The organism is Hujiaoplasma nucleasis, assembly GCF_013745115.1.
Lineage (GTDB): Bacteria > Bacillota_I > Bacilli_A > Izemoplasmatales > Hujiaoplasmataceae > Hujiaoplasma > Hujiaoplasma nucleasis.
On sequence record NZ_CP051151.1, the window covers coordinates 1,497,261 to 1,514,107 of the forward strand.

Sequence of the window (16,847 nt, forward strand, 5' to 3'; positions counted from 1 at the left end):
TTTATAATAAACTTATCTTAATAAAGAAAGAGGGATATTATGAATAATAAAAAATTAGAAAGAGAAAGAGAATTATTGGTTCAAAGATTTAAACAAGGATTTAAAATAGCGACGGGATCATCAAAAATTGGTCATATTAATGATAATTTATTTTATCCATTATTAGAGGAAGAAAGAAAACAACTTGAAGATGGCGATGGAGATGAGTTATCTTGGAAAACATCAAGAGTTAATTCTTCAGCTTGTTTACTTTTAAATACATTCACACCTATGAGGCAAGGGAACTCATTATCCATCAACAATTTAGGAGTTTTTAACTCTTATCGATTGGAAGATAAGCTTCAAGTATTAAATGGAAGCGTGAGAAAAGCAAACATAGATATGGTTATTAGCAACAATGAAACAGTGGTGTATATAGAGTCTAAGTTTATTGAGTTATTCTATTACGACAAAAAACATCAATTGAGCGAATCATATTTTTCAGAAGATAAATATCCGACAAAAGATATTTATCAAGCATCAAAGCAATTGTTTAATCTGTATAATTACTTCGATGGAAATCAACTAATAAAACACGCTATTGGTATCTATAGAGATTGCTTAGATAATAAAGAAAAATATTTAAACAAAAAAGTAAAATTATTAAACTTGGCTTGGGAGTTGCACGATACCACATATAAATATGAAGATTCATTTAGACTTCAATTAAGAGCTATTAAAGAAGCAACGATGTTTACAAGTATGTTTAATAAATTAATGAAAAAAGCTTTTAAGAAAATTGGAGTGGATTTTGAATTTATTTATATGAATTATTATGATTTTATTCATCACCATACCGATATAGGAATGTATAGTATTGAGTTGTTAAATTATTTAGATAAGAGATATTTCTTTTATCATAAGAGAAAAGAAAATATGGAAGATAAGATTGATTATATTAAAAGTTGTATTGAAAATGATTTAAGCATGGATGATCTGGAGGATTTTCTAGACAAATTTAAAATAATTAATGTCCAAGAAATTTACCAAATAGATGAGATATCATACAAGGAAGAATATATGATGTTGTCAGATGTAATTGTGTTGGTAGGTCCACATATAATTAACTTCCCTAAAAATTATGACCCAACAAATGTCAACGAATTTCTTCATATAGTTTCTCCGTTGTTTTATAATCGTTATACGATTATATATTTAAGCAAGGATTTGCCTAGAATTAAGCATTATTTAATTAATTGAATATAGACAATATTGGTCTTTGTTTGATATACCGCTAATTTGATAAGATAGTCTATTGATCAGAAGGAGATAAAAATGTTGTATGTAATATTAGGAATTTTGTTAATATCATGGTTATTGTTTATTTATTTAATTATTAAAGATAGAAGATTAGATGGCTTTTATTTAAAAGGATTTACAAGTTTTGTATTTGTTTTTCTTTACTTTTATGGCCTTTATAAGATATTTATTGATTCTATGATCCTTGTGAATGAATCTTATATCATATTAATTATAGGTATTGGTTTAGGACTTATTTCAGGATTAATCGGTGACTTATATTTAGAAGTTCAATATTTTTATCCTAAAAATAAATACAAACAAATTAAATATGGAATGATTATCTTTGCGATGGGTCATATATTTTATTTGATTGCTATGACAGAAGTCGTTGTATTTAATTATTTTTCTTTGTTAATTGCATTATTGATGACTGTTATCACATATTTAGGATCTAAAGTATTACAATTAGATTTTGGTAAATTAAAATTGTTTACTTATGGTTATTCTTTTATTATATTCACTATGGTAGGACAAAGTATATTCCAAGCCATTGATTTCAATGGTTCTACTTATAGTATCTTATTTATGATAGGTGCTATCCTATTTGGATTATCTGATTTATTATTGGCTCCAATCTATTTTAAGAAAGAATCATCTAAGACTTTTGTTATTGCTAATCTAGCAACTTATTATCTAGGACAAACATTCATTGCTTTATCTATTTATTTTATTGTCTAGATTTATAAATTTTTTTGATCATTTAAGTAATAATTAAATAAAACTATTGTTATATTATGATTTTAAAAAAACTCTAAAGTTTGATGTGATATTCTTTTCATGTTTGCTTTAGAGTTTTATTATAAATAAATTAAATAAATTTTTTTAACGAAATCCCTGTATCCTGTATAATTCTATTTCAGTAGGTGTTATAATTTTTTTGTATTTAATTAAGTAATATTAGTAAATATTAGATTTAGATTTTATTTAAGGAGGTTTTTGAATGAAAAGAAGTATTAAAGTTTTTTCGATTATAGTTTTTAGTTTTTTTATTATTGGGTGTTCCAATGAGTCTGTGACTTCAACGGATATCAGTGCAACTAGTGAACTTACCAATATAGAGGAGCAAACAAGTCAAAAAGAAACAACAACTGAAGTGAACACATATACAATTACTTGGGAAGTGAATGGTGTTGAAGTTGAAGTAGATTTAAATGTTAATCAAGGTGCTATGCCAGTTTATGATGGCTTAACACCTACAAAATCTTCAACTAATGAATTTTATTATACATTTACTGGTTGGGCTCCTACCATTAATGCTGTAGTAGCTAATCAAACTTATGTAGCTCAATTTAGTGAATCAACAAGAGAATACAGTGTTGCTTTTAATTCTAATGGTGGGTCTTTGGTTGAAGGGTTTGATGTTGGATATGGATCACTTTTAGAAGAACCACAAAATCCAACAAAAGAAGGTTATCGTTTCATAGGTTGGTATTCTAATGAGTCTTTAACGACAAAAGTTGAATGGCCACTCGAAGTGCTTGGAGATGTAACTTTATTCGCTGCATGGAATGAGTCTGTACCTTATGGAGATTATTTGAGCGGTTTATTATCTAGTTATGGAGCAAACCCAACTCAATTTATTCCAGATTCTTTATTAAAAGACTTGAATTTGGTTTCCTATACAGAAACTACAGTTGATTATTCTAGTTTTGTAGACACAACAAGTGTTCTCTATGGCGGATTTGGAGAACAATGGGGTATGGTTTCTACAAATTTGGAACAGTCACAAATGTTTTTTAATGTTTTAACTACCGTCGATTTATTAGCCAGCACTTCAGTTTTAGCATTCAATAATTACCTTGATAGTAATCCAGAAGATACAGCTAATTACTCTTTTAATGAAAGTATATATAATGTTACTATTTCATATAGAGAAGGTATCATTTATTATATATTAGATTTTACAACAAATTTACCTATGTTAGGCGAACAAACAATACAAATAGCCTTATCTCACGATATTATTAATGGAATTAAAGAAGGAAGAATTCAAATTGGTGATGCAAATGCTCTTAAATATATTTCAACTAAAGATAGTTACCAATTTGCAATTAAGTACGCCGGAATAAGAAGAGCGTATTTTGAAATATTTAGAGATGAAGAAGATAATATTGAGGGAAGAATATTTGAATATCTTGAAATAGAAGGAGTTTATTCTTTAGGTAGTTCAGTTCAGTTCTTTATAGATGAAGAATATCTCTCAGTTGTTGGTAACAAATCTTCTTCTATGATAGGTTGGTCAGGGACAATAGTTGAATTGTATGATGTGAACACTGGAAGATTATTAGGTTATGAAATACAGGAATCATTAAGCATGATTACATTTAATACTTTATGGTTTAATTTGAATGATACATCTGGTATTAATACGATTAAATTTGAAGAGGCACCATTAGAAAATAATAATCCTTATTTAGTTTATGTTAACGGGGATAATGAAGTGTTTGAATCAAAAATGGTTGGAGGTTTAAGTTTAAAAACTTCATCAAGAAGATATGATATAGAATTAAGAACTCAATATTTCTTTTATTTGGATGGTGAAGATATAATTAAAACAGCTGTTTTAGTTCCGATGATATTCGTTCAACAAGAAAATTTATCAACACTCGTTTCAGACATCAATAGTATGAATGTAGGGCTGAATTTTGACTTAAATATTTCTTCAATAATATATAACAGGATAATAAATGATTACACTACATTAATTGATCCTTTTATACTTCAAAAGGAAGAAATCACATCTGAGATTATTGTATCCTTTATTGGAGAAGTTTATATTCACGATATTCAATGATTTTGTTCGTTTGCAATTTAATCAAAATAAACCACCAATTTTTTTGGTGGTTTATGTTAATAATGGTTAAATTGGTAACTCAATGACTCATTGATACATTTGATTGTCTATTGTTGCTGATATAATCTCCATCTGTTTTTCCTATTATCTACTTTCCTAAAGATAGCCTTATACCATTTGATTTAGTTGTATGTTATTGATTGGTATAAAACATATGAAATAATTGTGACTCATCTACATCGATGATATTAGTAGGGTTTGTAAAATCATTTATTTATCTATTTTAATAAATTCAATATGAACTGAGTATGATCTAATTAAAAAAAACTCTAAAGTTTTATATGATATTTTTAATCATATTGACTTTAGAGTTTTTATATTTATTTACTTTTATTTAATCAGTTCTTTTCTAATTTCAAGATGGAAATAAGCAAAGCAAAGAATTAAACTTACATGTCATGCATCATTTGATTATTTATATTAAAAGCCTTTTCTTTGGCCTTTCCACGGTGGTGGAGTTTGATTTCTAAATTCATCAATACCAGGACCTTTTAACTTTTTAAGTCGAGTGATACCATAGATATAAGAAATAGTTAAAACACCTATTAAAACAGGGAAACCAAGTATCACATTAAAGATGACTAATTCATCTAATGTAGAATTAAAATACAAGTATAATTCTATGGAAAATCTTAAGATAAAAACATTAACCAAAAGATGGTAACTTCTTTATAAGCGGGTAGAATATCTTTTCTATAAAACCATTCAAGATCCCAGCCTCTAGTGATATGAGATACCCATATGGCTAAAGGTTTTTTTATAATTAAAGAAATAATGGTTATTAAAATTAAGGAAAAAGTTGATATTAAATCGGGTAAAAAGAAATTAGAGGCATTTTGATTAATATAGATACTTATATTAGCGAATATAATCCCTATAATACCTCCAAGAGCGTATAAGACATTATCGTGATGAATGAGTCTTCTTATAAGGAATAGAATTCCTAATACTAAAGAGCCGATAATAGCTGCGGTTAATGACCGTAAATTATTAAGTAATAGAAATATAATTGGTGGTAATAAAATATCTAATGATTTTCCAGATAAAACCAGTTTTAATTCTGAAAAGACATCTTTTAGTAGTTGTTTCATAATGGTCACCCCCTTATCAAATATTATACTTTATTTTATAGTTTCATATATTTAATGCACATTTTTATTTTTTCTTAGCATTGTTTTATCATCATATTTATTATAAACTATGGATAGCGAGGCGAAATTAATGATTAAAGATTTTATAAAAAATAAATTCTTTGAAGATATACACGAGGCGAAAAGTAAATACTCAAAAACAGTATTTTTGAAGAAGTATATAAGAAGATATAAGTTAATAAAGTATATTAATTCATGGTTATATCCTTTAATGACTTACATGCTTTTATTTGTAAGTATCGGTTTATTGGTTGATTATATCCGCGAGAGAGAAGTAAATGACTTAATTTTATTAATCCTTGGTATGATAGGAGTTTTCATTGGTGTAGTATTAACTCATATACATATTACATTTTATTCATCTTTTATTGATGGACATATAGAGTCTTGGGATATAGAGTATAAACAATTGATTAAAGGAGATTAAATGATTAAAGAAGTAATAAATAAACAAGATAAAGCAGAAATAGCAAGTCAAATATTAAAAGATTTACCTGATTGGTTTGGTATGCCTGAGCATACCAAAGATTACATAGAAAAAAGTAAAGATTTGCCATTTTTCGCATATTATAAAGAAAATCAAGCATTAGGTTTTATTGTTTTAAAAGAAACTTCAATCTATGCATGCGACATATATTGTATGGGGGTTTTAAAAGCGCATCATAGGAAGGGAATAGGTAAAGACCTATTTCGATTCTTTGAAACATTTGCAAAAGATAAAGGTTATCGATTCATCCAAGTAAAAACGGTTGAACAAGGACATTATGATGACTATGATTTAACCAATGCCTTTTATAAATCTTTAGGCTTTTATGAACTCGAGGTTTTTCCTAATCATTGGGATAAGCATAACCCTTGTCAAATTTATATTAAATCACTTTATTAAGAGAAACTATTTATGTTTCTCTTTTTTTCAATTATAATAAATATCATGAAAGAGGTTTATCATGAAAATAAGTATTATCGGTTATAGTGGATCTGGTAAATCAAGTTTTGCGACAAAACTTAGTGAAAAATATCATATAGTAGCAACTTATATGGATAAATACCATTTTGAGCCAGGTTGGGTTGAAAGAGATACACATTTAAGAAATCAGATGTTAGAAGAAGTTATCAAAAAAGACCAATGGATTATTGATGGAAATTATTCAAAAATATTAAAAGAAAGATTTGAACTTGCGGATCAAATCTTTATCTTTAACTTTAATCGTTTTAAGTGTTTGTATGGTGCCCTTATTAGAAGGATTAAATATAGGAATAAAACAAGAAGGTCAATGACTGAAGGTAATAATGAGAAATTAGATTTAGAATTTATAATATGGATTTTATTTAAAAGTAGAACAAAAAACAGAAGATTATATTATCAGAATTTAAAAGAACTATTTCCTCAAAAAGTCTTAGAATTCAAAAAAAGAAAACAAGTTAATAAATATTTAGAATCAATTAATATATATGACTTTAAAGAAAAGTCTTAATCAAGTGATGGATATTTTATGAATAAAATTAGAGAATATATTAATAAATTTGAAAGAGTAGAAGGTAAAACCTATATTGTTACAGGAGCTAATTCTGGATTAGGTTATTCTACTTCTAAACACCTCATCTCATTAGGCGGGAAAGTGATTATGGCTTGTCGTAATCTTGAAAAAGCAAATCATGCGAAGAATGACTTATTAAAAATATATCCAAAAGCTCAAATAGATATATTAACTTATGATCAAGCTGATTTCAATTCAATTGATCATTTTGTTCATCAAGTTAAAAGCGAATATAATGATTTTTCAGGGCTTGTATTGAATGCGGGTTTATTTCACCCTAAGAAAGCTATGTTAACTAAAGATGGTTATCCTTTAACCATAGGGACTAATTATGTTGGTGTATTTTATTTGCTTAAGAAATTGCATGAAGATCATTTCTTTGAACAAATGATTGATAGAAGGATTATCTTTGTTGGTTCTTTATCTTGGTCTAAAGTTAGAAGAAATCAAATAGAACATATACTAAAGAACAATCCTTCTTCTTCAATTAAAGAATATGCCCAATCTAAAACTTTATTGGGCGCTTTAGCATACCAATTATCAAGACACAAACAAGAAGAATTATATTTTCCTCCACATGTAAAAGCTTTACTTATGCATCCTGGTGTTGTGGCTACCAATATTGTTTCTTCTAAAGAATCTTCATATCCTCAATGGTTTTCTTCATTAGCAATGAAAGCTTTAGGTTTTTTTGTTCCTTCATCTGATAAAGCCTCATTAGGTATAATAAAATTATTACTGGATAAAAATATTAGTGAAGATAAGATTGTTGTACCTAGAGGTTTGTTTCATATCTCAGGTTATCCTAAAGAAGTTAAGTATGCAAAGAAATTAAGGTTAGTTGATGAAAAACTTATTCAAATAAGTCAAGAGATTTTAAAAAAAGATTTACCTGATTTCCTTTAAGGCATTGAATATTTTCTCATATATATTTATGATATTTACAGGAGGTAACTATGTCAGATTCTTATAAAACTTATCAAATTAATCCTAATAAAAATCAAAGAAGTGTTACTTTACCTAAAAATACGATAGAACTTAAAAATCAAGCCTTTCAATCTAATAAGAAATTAATCAATATTTCTTTTAATGAGAAATTATCAATCATAGATCAAGAGTCCTTTAAGGATTGTATTCATTTAGAAAAAGTTTATTTCCCTTATAAAACTGAGTTAATGACCATCCCTGAATCTTGTTTTGAAAACTGTTATAACTTAAAATATATCTCTATACCTAATAGTCTTGATTATATAAATTCAAAAGCTTTTAAAAACTGTACAAGTATTGATGTTTTAACTATTCCTAAGAAAATAGTATCTATAGTTCAAGATGCTTTTGAAGGATGGACATCAAAACAAGAAATTATTATCTATAAAGATTATGGTAAATTTATTAATTGTGATGCGAAAATATCTTTATTTAAAGAAAATGATACTGATACTTTAGAAAGTCTTCAAAGAAAAGAAACGGGTCAAAGATATTTTGCAGTTACTTGCAAATGTGGACATGTATCAAGAAAATATTATATGCCTATTACATTTGGGATTGTTGCTAAAAATAGAAAAGAAGCTTCAAGAATAGCTAGAAAACTTCCTAGGGTTAAGCATAATCATAAATATGCGATTATTGATAATAAAGAAATTTCATTTATTGAATATAAAAGAATCAATGAACAGAATAAATATGACCCATATTTAAATGTTCAAAGTAATTACCAACAAAAAGAAATTATGGATTCTATCGAAGGAAGATTGGTTTTAGAAGATAAATATAAATCAAAACATAGTAAAAATGAAGTGAAACCCAAGGTTAGATATCATAAGAAAGAAAAGATTAGGAATTATAAAAAGTTTATGAATATGAAAGATATGGATGAAGATTCTGGTATTCAATAAATATAATTAAAAGTCATTTAATTAATGACTTTTTTTGATGAATTTATGAAGACGGGTTGTTATAGATTATATTGCGTAATATAATGAAACAAAGTGTAAGGTATTATTTTTAGAAAAATATGAAATACAGAAAGGAGATAGATTTTCAATAATCATATAATTGTAAATCTTTAGTAAAAATATGAAGAAAATATTAGTTGTAATTGTATTATTTCTTTTTTCTCTTTTAATCGCTTGTACAGATAAAGAAGATACTAGTGTTACTTATTATGTTCTTAACGAAAAAGAAACCATAATGTTGGCTGAGGGAGAAGAGATTATATCATATGAAGAGGGTTATTCATATATTGCTTTTTTTACCAGTCAAGGAAGATTATTCTTGGGATATGATAATTATGAAGAACTCTCTGACGGAGAGGTGATCCAATATCAATATCCTTTGGATGTGACTCGTAAGATAATTGGTGATGATGATGTCATTACAAAAGTAACATTTTTAAGAGAATATATCATTGTTGTTGTTAATCATAGACAAGTTTTATTGGTGAATCCAAAGGTTTCTCTAAAAAATGATTTACCAATCCAGGTAAATCTTAGATTAGATTTAACCAATCAAATATATAATCAAAATCTAGATGAATTAGAAGTCATAGATATAAGTCATCATTTTAATTTGTCTGCTGAAGAAGGGATAAGTCAAATCAATGTAGTTAGATATCCAGGAAATTTAGACTATGTTGCTGAAGTATTGACGTCAAGTGGACGTATATTTTATAGGTATATAAGATATCTATACAAAGATTTTTCTAATGAAGAGAATCAATTTATTGAAGCAGAACCATTAGTAAGTTTGTCTAGTGGAGAAAAAATCATTGATATTTATACGGGACAATTCATATCAATTTACTTATCTAATCACGGAAAAATATATTCTCGAGGGATAAGTGGGAGAAAAGGACAGATATTTAACTCTGGATATGAAGATAAAATAAAAGATATTACAGGCTTATTTAACTTAGAAGATGATGAAAGAATCATAGATTTAAAAATTCAAATGGAGATTTCTGGAATTTCATACTTATTAGTTTTGACTTCTAATGGCAGACTTATTGTATGGGGAGCAGCTGTACCAGGTGACCAAATAAACATGTCCAATTTTGATAATAATCCGATTGATATTACTTCTTTTATATCAAACGAAGATAAGGTTGAAAGAATCTTTTCGGGCGCTCCGGTCGTCTCTCCAGAAACTGGTAGGATTTTTTATACTTTCTTTGTTTCAATTGAAGATGGAGATGTTTTTGCGTGGGGTAGTAATCTAGATGGTCTTTTAGGTGTTGGCGAAACTGAGAATGAAAACGATCCTGCTGAAATACATGAGATTACCAATATAAGTAGCGAGTTAAATTTAGAGGACGGTGAAGTTATTGAGTCTATTTCATATGTAAGTTATTCGATACTAGCCAATACTAATTTTGGCAATATAATCAATTGGGGATTCAATTACTTTCAAATTGGTGCCGGTCAGCGCATTTTGGAGCCTATGGTCATTAATGAATCATTGTATGAAGACGAAGTGGCTGTGGACTTTATTGTAAATGGTCATAATTCTACCATTTTGTTGGTGACCGATAATCAAAATTATCATTTAGAAAATTATTTTTATAACATTAAAAACATTGCTAAAACCTACAATTACTATGAAGCGTACCATAGTGAAGTGTTTACAGATTATAATTATGTTCCTACACCTGGTGTTTTTGATGGTTGGTATACAGATCCTTTTCTTTATAACAAGTTTGGTGGACATGATTATCCGAAAAATTTATACGGTATAGTAAGACTAAGCGAATATGAAAAAATTAGAGAGATCATGTTTTCGCCTGATTATTATAGGTTGGTAGATGGCGAATTGTATGAATTAAAAGAAATAGACGCTGATTATTACAGGCATGACAGAGATAATTTTGTGACTAGAGAAGTGATGAAGCATAATGTAGATCCGGATTATGTAATGAAAGATTGGAATCCAGAGGAATATTATGATAATCAATTAATTGTTTATGAACATGTTCAAGGCGATGAACTGCTTGTTGATGAATTTTTAAATTCTTTATTTGACGATTATGGGCTTTTTGTTTATGATTACGAGGATGGAGAATTAAGCAATCAAGTTATGGCAACGTCATTCTATGAAGTATGGTTGCCTGGAGATGATGCGAATTTTGATGGCCTTGTTGATGAAGAAGACGAGCCATACTATGGTCAGTATATGACTGATGAAGATGGTAATTATATTTATAACAACTTCATTCGTTCATTAATTAGTAGATATGAAAAAGGAAAGGTTATTGAAATTAATTTGATGGTAACAGACTCTGATGGTCGCTCATCATCAATTCAAATCATTTTTGAAATAGTATAATTAATTGTTAAAGGAGACGATATGGATAATATTTTTGATCCGAAAAATTCTTTATGGTTGGAAATAGTTAGAGTAGTTGGTATTTTAATTAATGGACTGATATTAGTGCTCAGTTTTATTGCTTTGATTATGCGGGAGTTAGATATTGCATACTTTTTACTAATTATATTAGTCATAGCTATACTCCATTTAATTCAAATGTTGAGTTTAAATTTGCTTTACAATATCCAACAAATAAGAATAAATTCAGATAAACAAATTATAATTCAAGAAAAAATTTTAGATATGCTTAATGGTAATGAATCAAGTAATGAACAAAGAGAAGGTATAGTAAATAATGATCATGTAGAGAACATAGAGGTAGATACACCCATAGTTGCTGAATCGGATGATTTACCAAGTTCAAATGAAATTAAAAATAGTATTGAAGCTGAGAAGGATTTAGAAGCTGAAGATGAAATTGAGAAAACTAAAGAAGACAATATTATTCAAAGTGAAAAAGAAAACAAAACTTTTGTAAGTCCTATTCACGGTAAAGTATTTATGCCGGATGATGATCAAAAATCATCAGTGAAGATTCCATCAGGTTTTGATTCCATAGGAGAATATGCTTTCAAGAATAATGAAATATTAGAAGAAATATATATACCATTAAGTATAAAGAAAGTATTAATGCAAGCATTTGTTGATTGTATTAATTTGAAAAGAGTATTCTATGAAGGCAGTAAAGAAGACTGGCAAGCCATCAAATTTTCCGGATATAACGAGGAATTGATGGAAGCTGAGATAGTTTTTAATTATTAAGAAAATTAAGTTAGTAAAGGAAAAGATATTGAGAAAAAAGATTCTTACTTTTGAAGAATCTTTTTTCTTTACTTTTTATTTATTTAGGTATATAATTAAATTATAAACAAATGTTTAAATAAAAACAAAAGTTGGTGATATATTGAAATTAAATGACAATGAACAAAAAATATTAGATATATTAAAGAAAGATCCTTTTGTCAATCAACAATATATAGCTGATCAGTTATCTTTATCTAGGTCAGCTGTTGCTAACTTACTTTCAGGTTTGCAAGGAAAAGGTTATATCTTAGGTAAACCATATTTACTTAGGACAGAAGAATATATTACTTGTGTAGGCGGAGCTAATCTAGATTACACCTTTAGATTAGAAGATAAGTTGATTTTAAAAACATCTAATCCTGTGAAGTCAGATATTTCTTATGGGGGTGTGGTAAGAAATATTGGGGAAAATCTAGCAAGATTAAACCATAAAGTATCTTTAATGTCTGTGATCGGGGATGATTCAGCGGGTGAAAACTTATTGGCTGCTATGAGGAATATGATGGAAGTATTTGCGATCGATAAAATCAGTCGTGAAAAGACTGGTGGATATTATTCGATTATCAATCCTAAGGGTGATATGGATATTGGCTTTGCGGATATGTCTATTAATGCTCATATGGATAGGACTTGGATTTTAAATCATAAAAGACACTTGAATTTATCAGATTGGATTATAACTGATACAAATATTACTAAAGATGCTTTAGAAGCTTTGATTGAATTTACAAGAACTGAAGAGAAGAAATTAGCCATTATTGGCGTGTCTGGCCCAAAGATGAAAAATGTGCCAGAGGATTTGAATGGTGTAGAAGTCTTAATATGTAACTTAGATGAAAGTCAGGCTTATTTTAAAACAAGTAGTGATGATTTAAAAGAACTTATCCATGCATGGTTAGATAAGGGTATAAAGAAAGTAGTGATTACTAAGGGTAAAGATGCTTTTGTATATGGTGATAATAAACAAGTATCTTTCCAAAAACCTTTACATATAAAAGAAGAGTTGATTAAAGATGTTACTGGGGCAGGAGATGCTTTTAGTGCTGCCTTGTTACATGCTTTAATTCACGAAGATGATTTTAAAACAGCAATTCAGTATGCTATTACAAACGCGGCTTTAACCATTCAATCTGAATATTCTGTGAATCCAAATTTATCAATAAAATTAATCAAAAAGGAGATTAAAAGAAATGAAGAATTATAAAATGTTTTTAGATATTAAAGAAGAAGTCAAAGAAGCGCTAAAGAATAATTTACCTGTGGTAGCTTTAGAATCAACCATTATCTCTCATGGTATGCCTTATCCTGACAATGTTAAAATGGCGAAGAAAGTTGAAGATATCATTAGAAAAGAAGGTGGAGTACCCGCGACTATTGCTATTATGGATGGGAAAATTAAAATTGGTTTAACAGATGAAGATTTAGAAACCTTAGCCAAAGCTAAAGATGTTATGAAAGTATCAAGAAGAGACTTAGCTGTGGCTGTTTCTAATAAAGTATTAGGAGCTACTACAGTTGCAACAACCATGATATGCGCTGAAATGGCTGAAATTAAATTCTTTGTAACAGGTGGTATTGGTGGTGTTCATAGAGGTTATGAAACTTCTTTGGATGTATCAGCTGACTTAGAAGAATTATCACAAACCAATGTAACAGTTATTTGTGCTGGCGCTAAAGCCATTCTTGATTTACCAAGAACTATGGAATATTTAGAAACAAAAGGTGTTAGTGTTGTTGGCTATCAAACGAAAGTATTGCCTGCTTTCTATACAAGAGAATCAGATATTCAATTAAGACATTATGTAGATTCAGCTAAAGAATTGGCTGAAATAGTCTATACAAAAGATCAATTAAATTTAAAAGGTGGTTTATTAGTTGCCAATCCAATACCAGTAGAAGATTCATTAGATGATTCATACATGAATTCAATTATTGATAAGGCCGTAGAACAATCAGTAAAAGATGGAATCCAAGGAAAAGATGTAACACCTTACTTATTAAAAACTATTGTTGAAAAAACACAAGGCAAATCATTAGCTGCTAATTTAGCCTTAGTTTATAACAATGCATTAGTTGGTGCGAAGATTGCTAAAGAATATTTTAATTTAAAATAATATAATATAAATAAAAAAAATCATATCTTCTCGATATGATTTTTTTATGTCTTATTTATTTAGTACATCAATTAATGTTTTAGCAAAAACAGGTAAATCTTTTGGAGCTCTTGAAGTAATAAAGTTCTTATCAACACATACATCTTCATTGACATAAATCGCACCTGAGTTTTCTATATCTCTTTGTAAGGTATGGAATCCTGTTAATTTTCTTCCTTTTAAGTTACAAGCAGTTATCATTAACCAAGGACCATGACAGATGGCTGCGATTGGTTTGTTTTGTTTGTTCATTGATTTAATAAAGTGGACAGTAGCTTGATTACGTCTCATATAATCAGGTGAGAAACCACCTGGGATGATGACTGCATCATAATCATCAGCTAAAATATCTTGACTTGCATAATCGCTTTCAAGCGGAACTCCAGTTTTACTGGTATAAGTAGTTTTAGCCAAGGTACCAATCAAATCAACTTCAAAACCTTCTTCTTGCATCCGATAATAAGGATACAAGACTTCTTTTGCTTCATATTGGTTTTCTATTAACAAAGCTATTTTTTTCATCTTGATTCCCTCCTTCTTTATACTTTATTATAAAATAAATTATTTTAATTTGCAAAAATTTCATTGTCTAGTCGTTATCTCTTATATCGTATAATGACCAAAATGGATTATTTTGATTAGTTTCTAAAATGTAGGTTTCTATATTATGAAACAAAGAAAGTGGAAGTAATCGCTATTAATTAGTCCTATCTCATTGAGAATTAATTAATTGATGGATGATTTAGATTTAAAATGAATTAACCTTTTATTGTCATTGTTTTTATAGTATTTAAGTAAAAACTTATTAGGTGAAATGTTTTTTGTTAGATAAGATTTTTAATTAGGATTCCCTTTTATTTATTTTTGTGGACAAATAATTCATTATATAAAGAAAAATACTTTCAAAATTGAAAGTATTTTATCGTTTTTAATCTATAAGATAAGCATAAAGATTTAAATTTTCAGTGACAATATAATCTTGATTGACTTGATTTGATAGTTCAAGGTCAAGATACCAAGGACTTAAAGATAGGTTTTCATCAAAATTAAATTCAAGATTACTGTTTTCTATAAACATATGAGTGTGGAATAATTCTATTTTATTTAAGTTCACCATGATTGGTGTCATTTGGTTTTTGCTGTTATTGTTACCTAATTCACCATCTGTGTTTTTTCCAAAAGCATATATACTCCCTTTTTCTGTTATTATATAAGAATTTTGTATACCTAAGTGAATCATATTGATTGAGTCGTCTTCATCTAATGAAATATAAGCATTGATATTTATTGGTTTGTTTTGGGATTCACTTGTATTATTTCCAAGTTCACCATATGTGTTTTGGCCCCAAGTGTAGACTTGATGATTTGATGTTATAAGAGAAGAATGATTACCACCTAATTCAATCTTTTGAATGCTTTCATTTTCATCTAAGGAAATAAAGTCATTAATTTTAAGAGGAATATTAGAATTATCTCCAGATTCATTCCCTAATAAACCTTCACCATTATAACCCCACATATAGAGATTGCCCTTGTTTGTTAATGCACCAGCATGAACAACACCTAATGATATTGATTGAATGACCTCGTCTGTTTGAAGATTAAAAGAAGCACTGATATCTATAGGTAGGGATGAATTATTGTTATTTCCATTACCTAGTTGACCATAATAGTTATCTCCCCAAATGAGTAGCCTATTTTGATTCGTCAATACAGCTGTATTTGTATTAGCGAGTTCAACTTGAATAATGGATTCATTGGCATTCAAATTTAAATATTCTGTCACATCTAAAGGCAATGCTTGATTGCTTGTGGAGTTATTTCCAATTTGTCCCAATTCATTATTACCCCATAAGAATAATCTTCCCTCAGATGTTAAAGCAGAAGAATGAAAAGTACCCATTGCAATTGATTCGATATACTCTCCTGATTCAAGTGAGAATTCATCTGTAATATCTTTAGGGGTGCTTTCTCCAGATGAAGGTCCAAATGTTCCATCTCCAAGTTGGTGATGATCATTGTTACCCCAGGTAAATAGACGATGGTTTGATGATAGGGCCGCAGAATGGATAGCGCCGGCAGAAATTTGAATGATAGTTTCATTATCCACTAGTTCAAAGTATTGACTGATGTCTAAGGGTAGTATTTTTTGATCAAATGTAGAATTTCCTAATTGTCCATAGGTGTTTTGTCCCCATGCAAATACTTTTCCTTGAGATGTTAAGGCTAAACTATGACCCATTCCAGCTTTCACATCAATAATAGCGTCATCAATTTCTAAAAAATTATTATGTGATTCATCATAAGTTTCAGGAAAGATATAATATTTAACTTCATATAGTATTTCTTGACTTGTGATTTCCTGTTCTTGTGTTGTCTCCTGTTCTTCAGATGTAATTTCCTCTGTCGTTGTTTCTTGTGTTGGAGTCTTTGTATTATCTGAACTTTGATTTGTACAAGCCAAACTTAAATAAGACAGTAAAGTTAATAAAATTATAAGTATTATTTTCTTTTTCATGCAACCTCCTATTTTTGTAAACAGTTTAACATTATATATGTTTTTCTTAAAGCAAGTTTAGGATTTTTTACAAAATTGATACTTGTTTAATAAAAATAACAAGCATAAAAAATAAAAATTTAAAGT

General features: G+C 28.4%; 16 protein-coding genes. 12 read left to right on the top strand and 4 right to left on the bottom strand.

The window, feature by feature from the left end:
- The first annotated feature begins 39 nt into the window (after nucleotides 1-39).
- The 3 genes from HF295_RS07250 to HF295_RS07260 all read left to right on the top strand — a co-directional run bounded on the left by HF295_RS07250 (nucleotide 40) and on the right by HF295_RS07260 (nucleotide 4,135).
- Nucleotides 40-1,239, top strand: coding sequence for a PGN_0703 family putative restriction endonuclease (locus HF295_RS07250; protein ID WP_312031502.1), 1,200 nt, complete (start codon nucleotides 40-42; stop codon nucleotides 1,237-1,239).
- 75 nt (nucleotides 1,240-1,314) lie between these two features.
- Nucleotides 1,315-2,019 carry a lysoplasmalogenase family protein gene (locus HF295_RS07255; protein WP_312031503.1) on the top strand — a complete coding sequence of 235 codons (705 nt, stop codon included), beginning with the start codon at nucleotides 1,315-1,317 and terminating at the stop codon, nucleotides 2,017-2,019.
- 262 nt (nucleotides 2,020-2,281) lie between these two features.
- Entirely contained in the window at nucleotides 2,282-4,135 is a 1,854-nt protein-coding gene (locus HF295_RS07260) for an InlB B-repeat-containing protein (RefSeq protein ID WP_312031504.1), read from the top strand.
- Between the two features lie 480 nt (nucleotides 4,136-4,615).
- Here HF295_RS07260 and HF295_RS07265 read toward each other — a convergent pair whose 3' ends face one another.
- The gene (locus tag HF295_RS07265) at nucleotides 4,616-4,807 is read right to left on the bottom strand and encodes a hypothetical protein (protein WP_312031505.1); all 192 of its coding nucleotides are present in this window, start codon (nucleotides 4,805-4,807) and stop codon (nucleotides 4,616-4,618) included.
- Between the two features lie 20 nt (nucleotides 4,808-4,827).
- On the bottom strand, nucleotides 4,828-5,286 hold the full coding sequence (locus HF295_RS07270; RefSeq protein ID WP_312031506.1) for a DUF3159 domain-containing protein: 459 nt from the start codon (nucleotides 5,284-5,286) through the stop codon (nucleotides 4,828-4,830).
- Between the two features lie 130 nt (nucleotides 5,287-5,416).
- On the opposite strand from HF295_RS07270, the gene HF295_RS07275 reads away from it, so the two are divergent.
- The 9 genes from HF295_RS07275 (at nucleotide 5,417) to HF295_RS07315 (ending at nucleotide 14,164) form a co-directional block, all read left to right on the top strand.
- A complete protein-coding gene (locus HF295_RS07275) occupies nucleotides 5,417-5,773 on the top strand; it encodes a hypothetical protein (RefSeq protein WP_312031507.1) in 357 nt (118 codons plus the stop codon).
- Nucleotides 5,774-6,232: a GNAT family N-acetyltransferase gene (locus HF295_RS07280; RefSeq protein ID WP_312031508.1), complete on the top strand. Its 459-nt coding sequence runs from the start codon at nucleotides 5,774-5,776 to the stop codon at nucleotides 6,230-6,232.
- A 61-nt stretch (nucleotides 6,233-6,293) separates the two neighbouring features.
- Nucleotides 6,294-6,821 (top strand): P-loop NTPase family protein, encoded by a 528-nt coding sequence (locus HF295_RS07285; protein WP_312031509.1) that lies wholly within the window; start codon nucleotides 6,294-6,296, stop codon nucleotides 6,819-6,821.
- A gap of 18 nt (nucleotides 6,822-6,839) precedes the next feature.
- On the top strand, nucleotides 6,840-7,790 hold the full coding sequence (locus tag HF295_RS07290; RefSeq protein ID WP_312031510.1) for an SDR family NAD(P)-dependent oxidoreductase: 951 nt from the start codon (nucleotides 6,840-6,842) through the stop codon (nucleotides 7,788-7,790).
- 50 nt (nucleotides 7,791-7,840) lie between these two features.
- Nucleotides 7,841-8,779: a leucine-rich repeat domain-containing protein gene (locus tag HF295_RS07295; protein WP_312031511.1), complete on the top strand. Its 939-nt coding sequence runs from the start codon at nucleotides 7,841-7,843 to the stop codon at nucleotides 8,777-8,779.
- Nucleotides 8,780-8,960: 181 nt separating this feature from the next.
- Entirely contained in the window at nucleotides 8,961-11,204 is a 2,244-nt protein-coding gene (locus tag HF295_RS07300) for an RCC1 domain-containing protein (RefSeq protein ID WP_312031512.1), read from the top strand.
- A gap of 21 nt (nucleotides 11,205-11,225) precedes the next feature.
- Nucleotides 11,226-12,008, top strand: a complete 783-nt coding sequence (locus HF295_RS07305) for a leucine-rich repeat protein (RefSeq protein ID WP_312031513.1) — start codon at nucleotides 11,226-11,228, stop codon at nucleotides 12,006-12,008.
- A gap of 142 nt (nucleotides 12,009-12,150) precedes the next feature.
- Nucleotides 12,151-13,254 (top strand): carbohydrate kinase family protein, encoded by a 1,104-nt coding sequence (locus HF295_RS07310; protein ID WP_312031514.1) that lies wholly within the window; start codon nucleotides 12,151-12,153, stop codon nucleotides 13,252-13,254.
- The gene (locus HF295_RS07315) at nucleotides 13,241-14,164 is read left to right on the top strand and encodes a pseudouridine-5'-phosphate glycosidase (RefSeq protein ID WP_312031515.1); all 924 of its coding nucleotides are present in this window, start codon (nucleotides 13,241-13,243) and stop codon (nucleotides 14,162-14,164) included. The genes HF295_RS07310 and HF295_RS07315 overlap by 14 nt, the downstream gene beginning before the upstream one ends.
- Before the next feature lie 51 nt (nucleotides 14,165-14,215).
- Here the strand turns inward: HF295_RS07315 and HF295_RS07320 are convergent, their stop codons facing one another.
- Nucleotides 14,216-14,725: a type 1 glutamine amidotransferase domain-containing protein gene (locus HF295_RS07320; protein ID WP_312031516.1), complete on the bottom strand. Its 510-nt coding sequence runs from the start codon at nucleotides 14,723-14,725 to the stop codon at nucleotides 14,216-14,218.
- 406 nt (nucleotides 14,726-15,131) lie between these two features.
- Nucleotides 15,132-16,721: an RCC1 domain-containing protein gene (locus HF295_RS07325; protein WP_312031517.1), complete on the bottom strand. Its 1,590-nt coding sequence runs from the start codon at nucleotides 16,719-16,721 to the stop codon at nucleotides 15,132-15,134.
- Nucleotides 16,722-16,847 lie beyond the last annotated feature (126 nt).